Annotated in this window: 11 protein-coding genes; 8 read left to right on the top strand and 3 right to left on the bottom strand. The window is 38.9% G+C overall.

The features are described 5' to 3' along the window. Window positions 1-161: 161 nt before the first annotated feature. From GFH32_RS12565 to GFH32_RS12555, 3 genes are all read right to left on the bottom strand, one after another. Window positions 162-1,325 carry a FecR family protein gene (locus GFH32_RS12565; protein WP_153511932.1) on the bottom strand — a complete coding sequence of 388 codons (1,164 nt, stop codon included), beginning with the start codon at window positions 1,323-1,325 and terminating at the stop codon, window positions 162-164. Between the two features lie 83 nt (window positions 1,326-1,408). After that, entirely contained in the window at window positions 1,409-1,996 is a 588-nt protein-coding gene (locus GFH32_RS12560; protein WP_153511931.1) for an RNA polymerase sigma factor, read from the bottom strand. A gap of 29 nt (window positions 1,997-2,025) precedes the next feature. Continuing rightward, window positions 2,026-3,060: a Gfo/Idh/MocA family protein gene (locus GFH32_RS12555; RefSeq protein ID WP_153511930.1), complete on the bottom strand. Its 1,035-nt coding sequence runs from the start codon at window positions 3,058-3,060 to the stop codon at window positions 2,026-2,028. Window positions 3,061-3,499: 439 nt separating this feature from the next. Here GFH32_RS12555 and GFH32_RS12550 point away from each other — a divergent pair, with 439 nt between their 5' ends. The 8 genes from GFH32_RS12550 to GFH32_RS12515 all read left to right on the top strand — a co-directional run bounded on the left by GFH32_RS12550 (window position 3,500) and on the right by GFH32_RS12515 (window position 16,279). After that, window positions 3,500-6,676 (top strand): SusC/RagA family TonB-linked outer membrane protein, encoded by a 3,177-nt coding sequence (locus tag GFH32_RS12550; protein ID WP_153511929.1) that lies wholly within the window; start codon window positions 3,500-3,502, stop codon window positions 6,674-6,676. A gap of 8 nt (window positions 6,677-6,684) precedes the next feature. Then, window positions 6,685-8,409, top strand: coding sequence for a RagB/SusD family nutrient uptake outer membrane protein (locus GFH32_RS12545; RefSeq protein ID WP_228384130.1), 1,725 nt, complete (start codon window positions 6,685-6,687; stop codon window positions 8,407-8,409). A 90-nt stretch (window positions 8,410-8,499) separates the two neighbouring features. Then, window positions 8,500-9,645, top strand: coding sequence for a prolyl oligopeptidase family serine peptidase (locus GFH32_RS12540; protein ID WP_153511927.1), 1,146 nt, complete (start codon window positions 8,500-8,502; stop codon window positions 9,643-9,645). 84 nt (window positions 9,646-9,729) lie between these two features. Beyond that, window positions 9,730-11,436, top strand: coding sequence for a GMC oxidoreductase (locus GFH32_RS12535; protein WP_153511926.1), 1,707 nt, complete (start codon window positions 9,730-9,732; stop codon window positions 11,434-11,436). After that, complete coding sequence (locus GFH32_RS12530; protein WP_153511925.1) at window positions 11,436-12,962, top strand: PQQ-dependent sugar dehydrogenase; 1,527 nt, start codon at window positions 11,436-11,438, stop codon at window positions 12,960-12,962. Before GFH32_RS12535 ends, GFH32_RS12530 begins: the two co-directional genes overlap by 1 nt. A gap of 9 nt (window positions 12,963-12,971) precedes the next feature. Next, the gene (locus tag GFH32_RS12525) at window positions 12,972-14,192 is read left to right on the top strand and encodes an Nramp family divalent metal transporter (RefSeq protein ID WP_153511924.1); all 1,221 of its coding nucleotides are present in this window, start codon (window positions 12,972-12,974) and stop codon (window positions 14,190-14,192) included. A 9-nt stretch (window positions 14,193-14,201) separates the two neighbouring features. Continuing rightward, entirely contained in the window at window positions 14,202-15,215 is a 1,014-nt protein-coding gene (locus tag GFH32_RS12520) for an NAD-dependent epimerase/dehydratase family protein (protein WP_153511923.1), read from the top strand. After that, window positions 15,215-16,279, top strand: a complete 1,065-nt coding sequence (locus GFH32_RS12515; RefSeq protein WP_153511922.1) for a dihydrodipicolinate synthase family protein — start codon at window positions 15,215-15,217, stop codon at window positions 16,277-16,279. The genes GFH32_RS12520 and GFH32_RS12515 overlap by 1 nt, the downstream gene beginning before the upstream one ends. Window positions 16,280-16,303 lie beyond the last annotated feature (24 nt).

Raw genomic sequence — 16,303 nt, 5'->3', positions numbered from 1 at the left:
TAATGTTTTAAGTTTGGTTATTGTTCCCAATGATTTGACTAGACATTATTTCGGGGAGATGCGTCAACATCTCCCTTTCTTGCTAGTATTTGTTCCGTGTTACGGTGGATTTAGTATCGTTTTCATTATTCTTTCTTTAGGTAATAAATTTGGTTTATCGATTAGTTTGTATAGTTGACTAATAGTCGTCGGTCATTTGTTAATTGGGTCGTTATTTGGAAATTGTTCTGCAAGAATTTCTGAAAAGTAGACAACTTCAATCCTCTACTCATTCTGCCGCCTAGTTCTATTTCTGGAATTTCGTTTTGATATACAATTTCTACATCGTACCATCGACTAATATTGCGCATGCATTCTTTTAAGCTCATCCCGTGGAGATCAATGATTCCATTTTTCCAAGCGATTGCAGCTTCAGCGTCAACCTCCTTCGTTAGTAGTGTATTTGAATTCCCATTAAATTGGGCTTGTTGATTCGGCTTCAGGGTGGTTTGCTTCTGATTCGCAGTGACACGAAGTGAACCTTCTTTTAGTGTGGTCTTAATTAATTGTTCGTCAGAATAGGCATTGATATTAAATTCTGTTCCCAATACCCGTATTTCTTGCTTGCGACTATGCACTATAAACGGAAGGTTTTGATTTTTATGAACTTCAAAATATGCCTCTCCAGTCAATTGGATCTCTCTGTTTGTTTTACCGTAATCAGATCGATAACTTAATTCACTTCCGGCATTGAGCCATACTTTCGTCCCATCAGATAGCACTAAATTGTATTGACCTCCGTATGGAGTGACGATCTTAATGCTTTTGTTAGGATGAATATTTGAAAGTGCTATTTTTCCATCGTCATAATTGATATGATTGTCCTTGATGACGAGTCCGTTTTCTCCTTCCTTTAACGCATATTCTTCTCCATCAATGATAATACTTGCTTTATTATTTCCGGGGTCAATATCGGTCAGTGGAGCAACCTTGCTCACATAGGTTTTGTTTATTTGCTCTGAATTTTGAAAAGTAAAGAAGCCGAGGAGAAGTATCGAAGCGGCGGCAGTCCAATACCAGAAAGGTTTGATTTTTCTAACAGGTTTTTCTTCTACTAGAAGGCTCGACTTTAACTTCGCATGTACTGATGATATTCTGTTTCTTACAAATTCGTCCGGCAAAGTAGATTTACTTTGATCAAGCATCTTAGCGACATAGATTTTGAATGTAGCATCGTCGCATTGATTTAATAAATCCGACATTTCCTGAAATTCTTCTTTGGATAGCTTTTCTTCTATGTATTGATTCAAAAGGACTTGTATCCTTTCTTCGTTCGCATTTTTCATCTAGATAATCTAAGTTTTGGTTGCTTAATTATCTTTATATACGTACGAGTGCAATGAATACACTATTGGAGTTTTATTATTTTTTAAATAAAAAAACTGAGAACGAGTATGAGGAGTTCGTTCTTATAGTTGGATTGTATATAATTCTTAATGTCTTTCATGGCACTTACTAGTTGATTACTTACGGTCGATACGGAAATACCCAATAGAGTCGCCACTTCTCTGTAACTCTTATTCTCAATATTGCAGAGCCTCAATATTTCTTTTCTTTTCGGAGATAAAAGTTGAATTGCCTCATCGAGAATCTTCGATTTTTCTTTTTCATAAAGGCTTTGATCGGTATGTAAATAGAAACCAACAGAAGAGGCCCATAATTCATCCTGTAGTGCTTTATCACGACAAGCTTTTCTAAAATAATCTATCGCTAGATTGTCGGCGATGCGGTACAATAATGTCGTAACGCCTCGCTCAACCTCCAGTTTTTCACGTATATTCCAGATTTTAAGAAAAACCTCTTGAAGTATTTCCTCAACGTTTTCTGGATTCTTAACAATCTTAAAAATACGGTTGTATAAAATCGGAGCGAAATGAAAATAAAGTTGATCAAATGCTTTTACATCGCCTTGTTGGAGCGATGTAATGAGTTGATTTATATTTATTTCTGCATTCATGTGCTGTTCTAGCTAAAGATCGCGTTTCACTATAAATAAATACGTCTTTCTTCTTTTGCACTTTGGTAGATTGCACAAATAAGCTCTACGGACATGCGACCTTCTATATCATCTATAAAAGGTTTTCTACCTAATTCTAATGCTTCAATAAAATCTTCTATTTGTAGTTGGTGGCCATAATGACCAATGGCCATTGGATCGCTCACACCACCAGAGATAGATTCACTGATTTGATTTGAATCATCCTTGTTTTCATCTTGGAAATCCCAAAGCGTCAAGCTGTTTTCTTCTAAAGTGGCTGATCCTTTGGTTCCAACGATTTCCACTCGTTTAGCTGTGCCTGGATAAGCAGCCGTTGTACATTCGATAGTTCCTAATGCACCATTCTTAAATTGGATTTGAGCAACGACAGTATCCTCCACTTCAATCTCCTGATGAATTCTATTAGCGGTAATTGCAGTTACATGTGCTACTGGTCCCATGTACCATAAAAGTATATCGACAGCATGAATTCCCTGATTCATCAGCGCGCCTCCGCCGTCCAACTGCCAAGTACCTCGCCAAGCGGCAGATTGATAATATGCAGCGCTACGATGCCATTTTACATATGCAGAACCGATGACTAATTCACCAAAATCTCCTTCGTTAATCTTGTCTTTGATTTTTTTACTATTTGGATAGAATCGCGTGGGAAAAATGGTACCTACTTGAATATCCTTTTGTTTTGCAATATTGATTATACGATCACATCGTTCAAGCGTTATCTCTAAAGGTTTTTCAATGAGGCAGTGCTTTCCAGCGATAATGGATTGCTCAGCAATTTCCATATGAGCTCCCGATGCTGTGCAGATACAGATGATATCGATGCTTGGGTTTTGCAGTAGCTCCTCAACGGAATTGTAGGATAGACATTGATTTGCTTTAGCAAACTCTTCAGCTTTTGATAACGTTCTATTATAAACCGCAATTAGTTGAGCATTTGGAATAGCTTCTATTGCCCGTGCGTGAATGTTAGCAATAGCACCTGTTCCAATAATGGCAAATCCATAATTCTTCTGTGTCATTTGTATTTATCTTTAGGTTCCCATAGCGCTAGCGGATTTCTAGAGCTTGGTTTTGCAGCATAATTTAATCGATTGAGGGCTAATATAGTCCTTTTTCGAAAGAGTTTATCAGGAAAAGATTTACTTTGTTACATTTACCGTTAACGTACACCGGTATACTCCTGTAAAATCATTTGAAATTCTGATATTTAGTCTGAAAGATAGAAAATTTTAGAGATATTTCTTGTAAGCAATTTACATTTCGCTTATATTGGCATCAATCATAACCCTAAATACCATTTAGAAAAATATTTTTTAACAAGAAACATAAGTGCTGAAAAGTGAAAAAGCTAGTCTTGTCGTATAGACTGTAAACGTTAACGGAATCTTAAAGAACCAGAAGGAAATCCTTCAATTCTTTGAAACTAATTGCGAATCAATAACCAAATTAAATACAATTATGATATCAATTAGAACCTTAATGCTGATGGTTTGCCTCATATTATTTGAGGTGACTGCTAGCGCCCAGAGTAAGAGTTTCGTTTCTGGAACAGTTCGAAATACTCAAGGAATCCCATTGATGGGAGTAAGTGTTGCCAATATCGGTTCGAGTGGGGAGACTCAAACAGATGACAAAGGTGCATTTAGACTTGAAGTAAATTCATTAAACGATTCCCTCAGCTTTTCATTCGTTGGTTTCACAAAATTAAAAACAGCAATCAATGGTCGAACAACCTTAAACGTTACGCTGTTGGACGATGCGACGGATCTTGATGAAGTCGTTGTCGTTGGCTATGGAACGCAGAGAAAAGGGCAATTAACTGCGTCTGTTGACGTCATTAGTAGTAAGCAATTAGCCGATCGACCTGCAACTAACGTGGCAGATTTAATAAAAGGAGCTTCGCCAAACGTAAATATAGGAATGGGTATGCGGGGGGGAGAACCCGGAGCAGGTAGTTCTTGGAATATACGCGGGGCTGGATCCATTGCTGGTTCAAGTGCTCCTTTAGTGCTTGTTGATGGTGTCGAGATGGATCTAAATGCAATTGATCCTGAAACCGTTGAGAATATTTCGATTTTGAAAGATGCGTCTGCCTCGGCAGTCTATGGGTCTAGAGCACCATTTGGCGTTGTATTAATTACAACGAAAAAGGGTAAAATGGAGCAGGGAGCAAAATTTGATTACTCAAACAACCTTTCAACTTCGTCGCCATTAAGACTCCCAAGTTTTATCGATTCCTATACCTGGGCTACGGCATACAATCAAGCGAATGCAAATGCAGGCTTGACTGCTGTTTATAACGATGAGCAAATGGCGCGTATAAAAGGGTATTTAGACGGAACATTTCCATACGAATACGATCCAGACAATCCAATTGATAATGTTTTCGCCGGGAGGAGAAACGGTAATGCAAACAATGATTGGCCGCATATTTTAATGGGTAATAATTCTTTTAGTCAGAAGCACAATATTAACGTTTCTGGTGGAAGCGAAAAGACACAATATTTTCTTTCTGCAGGATATAACAAGCAAAATGGAACATATGCTTTTGGAAATGATTTCTTCAAGCGCTATAATTTAATGTCCAATGTATCCACTCAGGTTACCGATTGGTTTAAAATAAACTCTAGCCTTAAATGGGCAAACACCGCCACTGATTATCCAATGGGGGAAACCACAGTAGGGAGAGAGCATACATTTCGTGAAATGTTGATGTTTGCTCCAATGATGCCTTATCATAATATCAACGGAACTATTCAAAGTCCATTAGTTCGATTACTGCAAGATTCAGGTCGAGACAAGAAATCAAACAATGACTTCCTTGCAATCATTGGAGGTGAGTTTGAACCGATTAAGGGTTGGGTCACTTCAGTAAATTATAATTACAATATCAAAAATACGAAGTTGAGTACCAATCCAAAGCCAGTGATGGTAGAGCTTGGAAACGGGGCATTTGGTAATATTGGTAAACCGCAAGCGTCATATACGTCTGGATTCGCGGAATATACTTATAAGGTTCTAAATGCCGTGACGTCTTATGAAAAGCAATTGGATGATCATTATTTTAAAGGAATGGTTGGATTTGAGCAAGAAGAAAGCATAAGTTCAGGGCTAACAGCAACTGGTACATCGCCTGTTGTTGAAGATTATCCATCCATTTCAACTTCATTGGGCGGAATTATTGCCGACGATAATATGAGTCATTGGTCGACTCGCGGTGCATTCGGTCGATTAAACTACAATTTCCAAGAAAAATATTTAGTTGAATTAGCGGGGCGTTATAATGGTTCTTCGAAATTTCCAAAAGATATTCGTTTTGCATTCTTCCCATCTGCTTCTGTAGGATATTTTGTTTCGAAAGAAGCTTTTTGGGATCCAATCCGAGACAAAATCAATAATTTGAAGATCCGGGCTTCTTACGGGGCGCTAGGAAATCAAAATATAACGAATTACCTATTTGTTTCTCGAATTCCAATTGTTCCGGAGTTGGACTGGATTATTAATGAATCGCGTCCTCAATCGTCGAGAATTCCTGGGATCATCTCCGACCAAATTACGTGGGAAACCATAACAACAATGAACTTAGGTATAGACATGTCTTTGTTGAATTCCAGATTAGGTTTTTCATTTGATTGGTACAATCGAGTGACTGACAAAATGCTTGGACCAGCATCAGAGCTTCCATTTACTTTAGGGGCTACAACACCTAGAACAAACAATGCTAAATTGTCTACAAAAGGATTTGAATTAGTAGCAACCTGGAATGATCATTTGGATAATGGAATTGGATATAACATTAAGGCTACTTTCGGAGACAGTCGCACCAAGATCCTTGAATATTTAAATGTTGTTGGGCGCGTTGATACATGGTATGAGGGTAAGGAGTATGGAGAGATTTGGGGATTTGAGACTGACGGAATTATCCAGACCCAAGGGGAAGCAATGGCCGATCAATCTAAGTATCATACGAAATGGGGACCTGGAGACATTAAATATGCTGATATTAATAATGACGGTGTGATTAACGATGGAAGTAGAACATTAAATGATCTTGGCGATTTAAAAGTCATTGGTAATGCGAGTCCACGCTATAATTATGGAATCACGGCAGGCATGAACTGGAAAGGGATAGATTTCAACATGTTCTGGCAGGGAGTTGCTAAAAGAGATTTTTCTCCAGAAAGTACAACGCCTTTATTTTGGGGTATGACAAACGCTTGGGGAAATTCGGGATTGTACAAAAACTCACCGGCGCTAGATTACTGGCGACCAGCAGATGAGTCGAATATATTAGGTCCAAATACAGATGCTTATTTACCTAAGCCATATTTCACCGCAGAAACGAATAAGAACCGACTTCCACAAAGCAAATATGTCTTGAATGCAGGGTATATACGCCTAAAGAATGTTCAAGTTGGATATACATTTCCAGAGTCAGTTTCGGGGAAATTCTTCAGCAGAGCTAGAGTGTATTTCTCTGGCGAGAACTTATTAACCTTTTCTAGTTTACCAAAAGTATTCGATCCGGAAACCGCTGTAGCATCCGACAACAGAGAAGGTGGTTATTTGACTAGTGGTGTCATTTATCCAATGAGTAAGACATTATCATTCGGTTTAAACGTAACCTTAAAGTAATGACAACTATGAAAAACTTAATAACACGATATACAATTATGATAGCAGGTTTTGTGACTTTGCTATCCTGTAACGACGACTTTTTAGAACGTCAGCCACTCGATGAAGTTGGAGCAGACAGTTACTTCACCAAGCCTTTGGACTTAGAGATCTATATGAATCAATATTATAATGCTTCTTTTTTTCCTAAATATCCAAATCATGGAGGTGATTATAACAGTGACAATATGGTCGCATCTGTTCCAGACATTCGACTTCAAGGTACGAGAACAGTGACAACCACGGGTACAATTGGGTTTGGTAACGTGAGGAGTCTAAACTACTTTCTAACCGAATACAAAAAACTTGAAGGAAAACATAACTTCGACACCTACAAGCAATATGTTGGAGAGGCCTATTTTTTCAAAGCCTTAACTTATTTCAGTTTTTTGAAAACATATGGGGATATTCCTTGGGTTGACGTAGTTTATGGTACAACTTCACCTGAGCTATATAGTTCACGTACAGCTCGTAACATCGTTGCTGACAGGATTTTAGGTTGCTTAGATACGGCAGTAATGTATTTGAGTGCTGATAAAACAAATGGATACTCTAGAGTCAATAAATGGATGGCACTTTTGGTTCAAAGTCGAGTAGCATTATATGAGGGTTCATGGCAAAAATATCACAACGGTACGCCTTTCGGTGTTCAAAATGCAAATCCTAACAAGTATTTTGAAATTGCCGTTAAAGCCGCGGGAGATTTAATGAACTCAGGACTATATAGCACATACAATACAGGAAAGCCAACTACTGACTATTATGATTTGTTCACCAAGCGTGATTACACAGGTAACCCTGAAGTGCTATTCTGGCGTCGCTATGATAATGATCTATCGCGAGGAGATGCAGACTTCACCAACGACCGAAACTTTAGAATGGCGCAGCCAACAGGTCGATCAATGGCTAAAGAGACAGTAGATCAATATTTATGCACAGATGGGAGACCAATAACTGGGAATAGCCTTTTTGGAGGATATACAACGATTAGCCAGGAGTTTGAAAATCGTGATCCAAGACTTAGACAGACGATTGCTACACCAGATCAAGTCTGGAAAATTGCCGCAAATGGAACTTCTCAAAATTGGTCTGTTGTCTATAACACTTTAAATTCTAAAGCAGATTTGGAATCACCTAGTGGCTATGTCATTCAGAAAGGATATGATCCGCATGTTATTTATCATGTTCAGCAATATGAAGAAACACCATCGATATTGTTTCGATACGCCGAGGTATTGTTGAATTATATCGAAGCGAAAGCAGAATTGGGCTCGGCAACACAAGCTGACATCGATAAAACAATTAAACCGCTAAGAGATAGAGCAGGAATGCCTAACCTTCTAGTTGGTAGTATTCCAAATGATCCGAAATGGGATTTTCCAACACTTTCACCATTGTTGAATGAAATCCGACGTGAGCGTCGTATCGAATTAGTAGGTGAGGGATTCCGTTGGGATGATATCGCTCGTTGGGCGGCGGCAGATGAGCTGATTGTCGGAAAACGACCAAAAGGTTTCTTAGCAAGCCAAATCGCAACAAATCCATTTTCAGTTGATCAAAATGGATTCTTAGATCCTTATCAAAAAGCAGTACCGACTGGATATGGATTCAAATTAGGTAGAGATTATTTAACGTCTATTCCAGAAAGTGAGATTGTCTTAAATGATAAATTAACTCAAAACCCTGGATGGTAAAGATTTTCGTTTAATATAGGTTTGAATATCAAAGGTGGTGGTTAGTGCCAGCTCTCCACCTTCCTTTGATTTCTTTCAGAAACATTTAAAATGAGGACATCGATTTTATTCTTCTGTTTATTAAAGCTACTCGTGTTTAGTGTCATATCGACTACTTACGCGCAGGAGCGGCTTGATAAAAAGGTAATTTGGTCCGAAATCAGCACCTATTTTCAACCTCCTTTTGCCTATAAGGAGCAATATGGTGACTATAAATCTTTCCTTATCGATGAGGAGGGGAAAGCTATTCGAACCATGTCGGCTTGGAAACAGCAATCGAATAAAATCCGTTCGAAATGGATGCAGCAAATGGGACAATGGCCTGAATTAATGTCAGATCAAAAGCTCAAATATATTGATAGTACGCAGCGTGAAGGATATACAGAGTATGTAGTTGCTTTCAATTGGTTGCCAAATCAAGAAACAAAAGGATATTTGCTCGTTCCGAACATTAAAGGTAAAAAGCCCGCTGTTTTAACAGTATTCTATGAACCTGAAACGGCTATTGGAAAAGGAAAAGAAGATCGTGATTTTGCCTTACAGCTTTGTAAGCGAGGTTTTATTACCCTGTCAATCGGTACGACCGAGACCACCAATAATAAGACATATTCACTTTATTATCCATCTATAAATAATGCGCAAATTCAACCGCTTTCGGCTTTAGCGTATGCTGCTGCGAATGCTTGGTATGTCCTTGCAAACCACAAGGAAATTGACGACACGAAGATTGGTATTATGGGGCATTCTTATGGCGGGAAATGGGCGATGTTTGCGTCCTGTTTGTTCGATAAATTTGCTTGTGCTGTATGGTCTGATCCAGGGATTGTATTCGATGAAAATAAAGGCTCGGGTGTCAATTATTGGGAACCATGGTATTTGGGTTATTACCCTCCGCCCTGGGAAAATGCTTGGCGGAAAACAGGGTTAATTGAGGGAGCGAAAGGATTGTATCCCACACTGATGGAGTCGAAACAAGATTTACATGAACTACATGCTTTAATGGCGCCACGACCGTTTTTAGTTTCCGGAGGTTCTTCGGATCCTGTAGAACGATGGGAACCTTTAAATCATACCATAAGATTAAATAAATTATTAGGATTTAAAAATAGAGTAGCAATGACGAACAGAAAAGAGCATTCTCCGAATGCCGAATCGAATAGGCAAGCGAACCTGTTTTTTGAATATTTCTTGAAGTAAGGGCGATAAAATGTTTAGATTTAATAGCGAAAAACACAATAACGACAATGGAATCGTTATTATCTAAGACCTTAAATAAACGACATGAACCTAAACAGCGAATTTGATGTAATAGTTATTGGCTCAGGAATTAGTGGAGGATGGGCAGTCAAAGAATTTACCGAGAAAGGCTTTAAAACGCTTCTAATCGAGCGAGGCCGCATGGTAAAACATATTCAAGACTATCCAACTGCGAACTTAGACCCTTGGCAATTTGAACACCGCGGACAGAAAACACTGGCAGACACTTCCGCAAACAAGCTTATCAGTAAACATTATGCCTACGGAGAGGCAACCAAGCATTTCTATATCAAAGATGAAGATCAAGAGTATATTCAGGAGAAGCCTTTTGATTGGATTCGAGGGTTTCAAGTAGGTGGGAAATCTTTACTATGGGCAAGACAGACACAACGTTGGAGCGACTATGAATTTTCGGGCCCTAAGAAATATGACTATGGCGTCGACTGGCCCATTCGTTATGCCGATTTAGCGCCTTGGTATTCCCATGTTGAGAAGTTTGTAGGAATTTCAGGAAACAAGGATGGGATTGAAAATATGCCTGATTCAGAAGTTGTAGGCGCATTTGAAATGAATCAAGTTGAAAAAGCTATCGCTGCATCGATTGATGAGAATTTTACAGATCGAAAAGCCATAATTGGACGCTGTGCGAATTTAGCTGCTTTGAAAGAAGAACAGAAAAAGCAGGGGCGGGGGCAGTGTATGTCGAGATCAATGTGTGAAAGAGGCTGTCCATTCGGAGGTTATTTTAGTTCAAATTCCTCAACGATTCCTTATTCTCAAAAGACCGGTAATCTTACGATTATCACGGATACCATCGCTGAATCTATTCTATATAATAAAGAAACTGGGAAAGCAGAAGGTGTTCAGGTTATTGATGCTAATACAAAAGAAAAGAAACAATATAAAGCAAAAGTAATTTTTGTCAATGCGGCAACGCTGAATTCTAATTTAATACTCTTGAATTCAAAATCTGAGCGCTTTCCGAATGGCTTAGGAAATGACAATGGCTTGTTGGGGCGATACATCGCCTTTCATAATTATCGAGGAAGGTTAACTGCGGATATCGATGGTTTTGAAGATTCCTATTATTATGGTCGCCGACCTACTCAAGTATTTATTCCGGCATTTAAAAACATTCACAGCGATGCAGAGAAATTCAAAGGATCTTATCTAATTGCCTTTTCCGCAAGTCGAGAAGGATGGAGTAGAAATCCTGGCCTGAACACTTTGGGTGCGGAGTTCAAGGAAGCAATATTGGAGCCGGGAGCATGGAAAATATCAATGATGATGCAAGGAGAGGTTGTGCCAATCCACGAAAACCATGTCCGCTTAAGTAGCGACAAAAAAGATAAATATGGCTTGCCACAGCTTATTACGTCGATTGGTTATTCAGATAATGATGTTGCGATGATGGAAGATTTCTTCGTCGAAGGGTCTTCTATTTTAGAAAAGGCAGGATGTAAAAACATAAATAAACTGGATCAACATATTGCTTTTGGACGCCAGCCTGGACTTGAAGTTCATGACGTCGGCGGAGTACGTATGGGAAATGATCCGAAAGACTCGCTATTGAATAAATACAATCAGCTTCACCATTGCAAAAATGTCTTTGTCACCGATGGTGCATGTATGTCAAGCGTAGGAAATCAAAATCCTTCGTTGACCTTTATGGCGTTAACAGCTCGTGCAGTTGATTATGCCGCCGATCAATTGAAAAACGGATACTTATAATGATATATCAACCTAAATCTATTTTTATTTTTTTATTGTGTTGTACATTCTTGATTACTGGATGTCAACAATCAACTGGAGATTTTAAGGTTCAAGAGGTGCCAGTAGAATATCTAAAAGCTGGGCAAGGCTTTTTGGAAGTTAGTACTGTAGCTCAGGGGCTTGACGTACCATGGGGAATGGATTACGTCGATAATAAAGTCCTTTTTACCGAAATTAAAGGTAAAGTGAAAGAGTTAAATCTGTCCACTGGCGAGCTTCGGACATTGTTAGACTTGACGGATGTTTACACCCGTACCACACCTGGATTATTAGATATCGCTATTCAGAAAAATACAAAGGATGATCCTTTTGTATTTATCAACTACACGAAGAAGCAAGATTCAATACTTGTTTCGACGCTGATCCGATATCAATACACAGGCTCAGAACTTATTAATCGTAAGGAAATTTTAACTGTTGCTGGCGCAAGCGGACACAATGGTTCTCGATTATTAATTGATGAAAAGAATATACTGTATTGGGCAACAGGTGACGTTGCTGACAATAAAATGGCTCAAGATTCAACAACGTTAAATGGTAAAGTTTTACGCATGAACCTTGATGGATCGGTGCCGACAGATAATCCTATTCCAAATAGCTTAGTATATGCTTGGGGATTCAGAAATATTCAAGGTATGACCTTCGATAAGGATGCCAATTTATTTACTGCTGAACATGGCGATGCGATTGAAGATGAAGTAAACTGGGTTAGACCGTTGCACAACTATGGTTGGCCTCTAATTGAGGGCATGCATGATACAGATGAAGAACTAGCGATCGTATCGAAGACCAAAATGACTGAACCGATTAAATCGTGGACGCCCGTAATCGCTCCTGCAGGAATGGCTTATTATAATCATGATCAAATTGCAGCATGGAAGAATGCTCTCTTATTAGTGACGCTCAAAAGTCAGACATTTCGCGTGTTGAACTTAAATTCGGATCAGCACACTATCAAGGAGGAGCATATTTATTTCGGAAAGCATTTTGGTCGTATGCGTGCGGTATTAGTGCTTCCAAATGGTGATATTTTGCTGTCCACGAGCAATAGAGATTGGAATCCTCAACCAGGATTCCCGAAAGAAAATGACGATAGAATCTTACGCATTCGAGCGAGCAAGGAACAGCCAAAAGAATTCCTACAGGAGGATGTTGCCATCGCGACTTCCGAAAAACAGAATGGTTTGGTTCTATTCAAGAATTATTGTGCTTCCTGCCATAGAGAAGATGGAAAAGGGGTAGAAAAGACATTTCCTCCGTTGTTGAATTCAACGAAAATTAAAGACCTCCCTGCATTCACTAAGCTTCTACTTGAAGGAACAACAGACAAGCAAACAATCAAAGGCGTTCGTTATGAACAAAATATGGCGAGTTTCAAGTTCTTGAAAGATGTTGAACTTGCGGAGATTATTAACTATGTATCGAAAAGCTTTGGAGATAAGAAAACCACAACTCCTAAAGCTGTTAAAGCACTTAGAAATTAACTAAATAAAATGAATAAAAACTGGTTATTAAAAGGCCTATCAATCTTAGGTCCGGGGATCGTAACTGCTGCTTTAGTGTTTGGTCCTAGTAAAATGACGATCACTTCGAAAATGGGCGCAGATTACGGGTTTGAACTCATCTGGGTAATCTTTTTGGCGATTTTCTTCATGCTCATTTTTACCAATATGAGTGCTAGAATTGGCCAATACAACACGGATTCGCTGCTTACTTTAATTCGTAAGAAAATTGGAAAATTTGGAAGTGTTTTTATTGGTGCAGGTATATTCTTAGTGGCCATTTCATTCCAGGCGGGGAACTCTACAGGAGTTGGAATTGCGATGGGTGAAGCGACAGGTACAGATGCAAAGATTTGGATTGTCGTGTTTAACCTTGCGGGTATCCTATTACTTTTCTTCCGATCATTTTACCAAGTCTTGGAGAAAGTGATGCTTGGATTGGTAATTCTAATGTTAATCAGCTTTCTGGTAACCCTAATATTAATTCAACCTTCTTTAAATCATATTGCAGATGGTTTAGTTCCGCACATTCCAACAGGATCGACCGGATTAATCGTCGCATTCATAGCTTCTTGTTTTTCATTAGTAGGCGCGTTCTATCAATCTTACTTAGTACAAGAGAAACGTAAATCAAATCCTGAAGGGAATAGTGAAGACAAACATGCTCAATTAAGTAGTACCATCGGTATTTTAATCCTTGGTCTTATGAGTGCTGTTGTGCTAATCTGTGCTGCGTCAGTTTTACATACCAAAGGTATGAAAGTAAACTCCGCTTCAGAGATGGCGATGGCCTTGGAACCCTTATTTGGATCGAAAGCAAGTCTGCTATTCTTAATTGGACTATTTGGAGCTTCGTTCTCATCGTTAATTGGAAATGCCACCTTAGGGGGATCTATGTTAGGCGATGCATTAGGTTTGAAAGGAAACTTGAACAATAACTACGTGAAGATTTTGATAGCGGTTGTTATGGTTTTCGGAGCGATTATATCCTTGCTATTCAGTAGCCTTCCGTTGGAACTTATTGTGCTTGCGCAAAGTGTTACCATCTTCCTTGTTCCATTTACTGGAATTGCAATTTATTGGATTGCCAACAGTGAAGATATAATGGGAGAGCATAAGAATAACTTGTTTCAAAAAATTGTTGGTCTATTGGGTATCCTGTTAGTAATCGGACTAGCAGTATTGAATTTTAAAGTATTAGTATTATCATAAATAGTTATTATGGATTTAAAAAAATTGGAAGAAAAGTATGCTATTCCTTCTAGAGAATTAGTTGAAGACGTGAAACAGATTGAAGGCGATATCATGTTGTTGGGGATTGCTGGGAAGATGGGTGTGAGCATGGGTAAACTTTTAGTTGATGCATTGAAATTAGCGGGAAAAGAGAACAAAGTTTATGGCGTATCTCGTTTCTCTGATCCAAAGGCAAAAAGTCAAGTAGAGGAAAGCGGAATCGTTGCGATCGCTTGCGATCTATTAAATGATGCAGAATTATTCAATCTTCCGAACGTTGCTAATGTAATTTACTTAGCGGGACATAAGTTCGGAACGGTAGGCAATGAGGATTTCACATGGGCGATGAATACTTATTTGCCAGGTCGGGTTTCGGAGAAATTTAAAGATTCGAAAATCGTAGCATTCTCATCAGGAAATGTGCTTCCATTTGTGAAGTTAAATGAAGGTGGCGTTGATGAAGATGCAACTCCTGCACCAATCGGTGAGTATGCACAGTCTTGTTTGGGTAGAGAGCGTGTTTTTCAATATTTCGCTAAGAAAAACCAAACGGAGATGCTTATCTATCGTTTAAATTATGCTGTAGATTTCCGCTATGGTGTGATTATGGAAATTGGCAAATCTGTATGGAATGGAAAACCAATTGATTTACGTACCGAAAATGTGAATGTAATTTGGCAGGGTGATGCGAATGAAATTGCTATTCGTTCCTTACTACACTGTGAAGCACCGGCTAAAGTATTAAACGTAACAGGACCGGAAACGTTATCGACAAAATGGGTTGCGAAAGAATTTGCAAAGATCTTCGGTAAGGAAGCAAAATTTGAATTCGAAGCTGAGGGTTCTGCTTTATTGAACAATGCATCTGAATGTCATCGTCTATTTGGTTATCCAAAAGTAACAATCAGAGAAGTGATTGAGCTGAATGCTGCTTGGATACAAAACGGAGGAGATGAGTTCGGAAAGCCAACACATTTTCAAGAAAGAGGAGGACAGTTTTAATGAAGAAGCTTTCACAAGATTTAAAGAAGTTTTTATTAGAAGGTCAGGTTTTTCCGGCGCATCCATTAGCCTTGAATGAAGATCGCACCTTAGATGAGGCAAGCCAGCGTCGTTTAACGAGATATTATATGGAATCGGGTGCTGGGGGTGTTGCGGTAGCAGTTCACTCTACACAGTTTGAGATCCGTGATCCGAATATCAACTTATTTAAAATAGTATTGGAACTGGCTGCCGAAGAGATTGAAAAAGTGAATTTAGATCGTCCTTTTTTAAAAATCGCGGGCATTTGTGGACCAACGGAACAAGCTTTGGAAGAAGCGGAGATAGCAGCTAAACTAGGTTACCATATCGGTTTACTTAGTATGGGTGGACTACAAGGATGGACGGAAGAAGCAATTTTAGATCGCGTTCGTAAAGTTGCACAAGTTATTCCAGTATTTGGATTTTATCTCCAACCATCTGTAGGAGGGCGTATATTTTCTTATAAGTTCTGGCAAGAATTTGTTGAAATTGAAGGCGTCGAAGCAATTAAATGTGCGTCGTTTAATAGATATCAAACACTAGATGTGATGCGCGCATTAGCAAGTTCATCGCGAATTGATGATGTTGCCATGTATACAGGCAATGACGATAATATCGTCGCTGATTTATTGACAACCTATGATTTCCAAGTTGATGGAACGACTAAAACCGTAGAGTTTCGCGGTGGACTACTTGGTCATTGGGCAGTTTGGACAAGAAAAGCAGTAGATCTTTTAAGTCAAGTAAAGCAAGCAAAGGCGTCGAAAGATTATCATCATTTAAATGCTTTATTAAGTAAAGGGATCAAAGTTACAGATAGTAATGCTGCATTCTTCGACCCAGCTCATGATTTTCATGGTTGTATCCCAGGAATTCATGAGGTCTTAAGACGTCAGGGATTACTGAAAGGAATTTGGTGTTTGAATCCAGATGAAGTACTTTCTGAAGGACAAGCCGATGAAATATCACGGATATACGCAAGCTATCCAGAGCTAAATGATGACGCTTTTGTTAAAGCGTTCCTAAGTAAAGATAATATTTAGTAATTGTTTATAAATGCAGTTTCC

Source organism: Sphingobacteruim zhuxiongii, from assembly GCF_009557615.1.
Lineage (GTDB): Bacteria > Bacteroidota > Bacteroidia > Sphingobacteriales > Sphingobacteriaceae > Sphingobacterium > Sphingobacterium zhuxiongii.
This window is presented reverse-complemented; position numbering and strand designations above follow the sequence as displayed.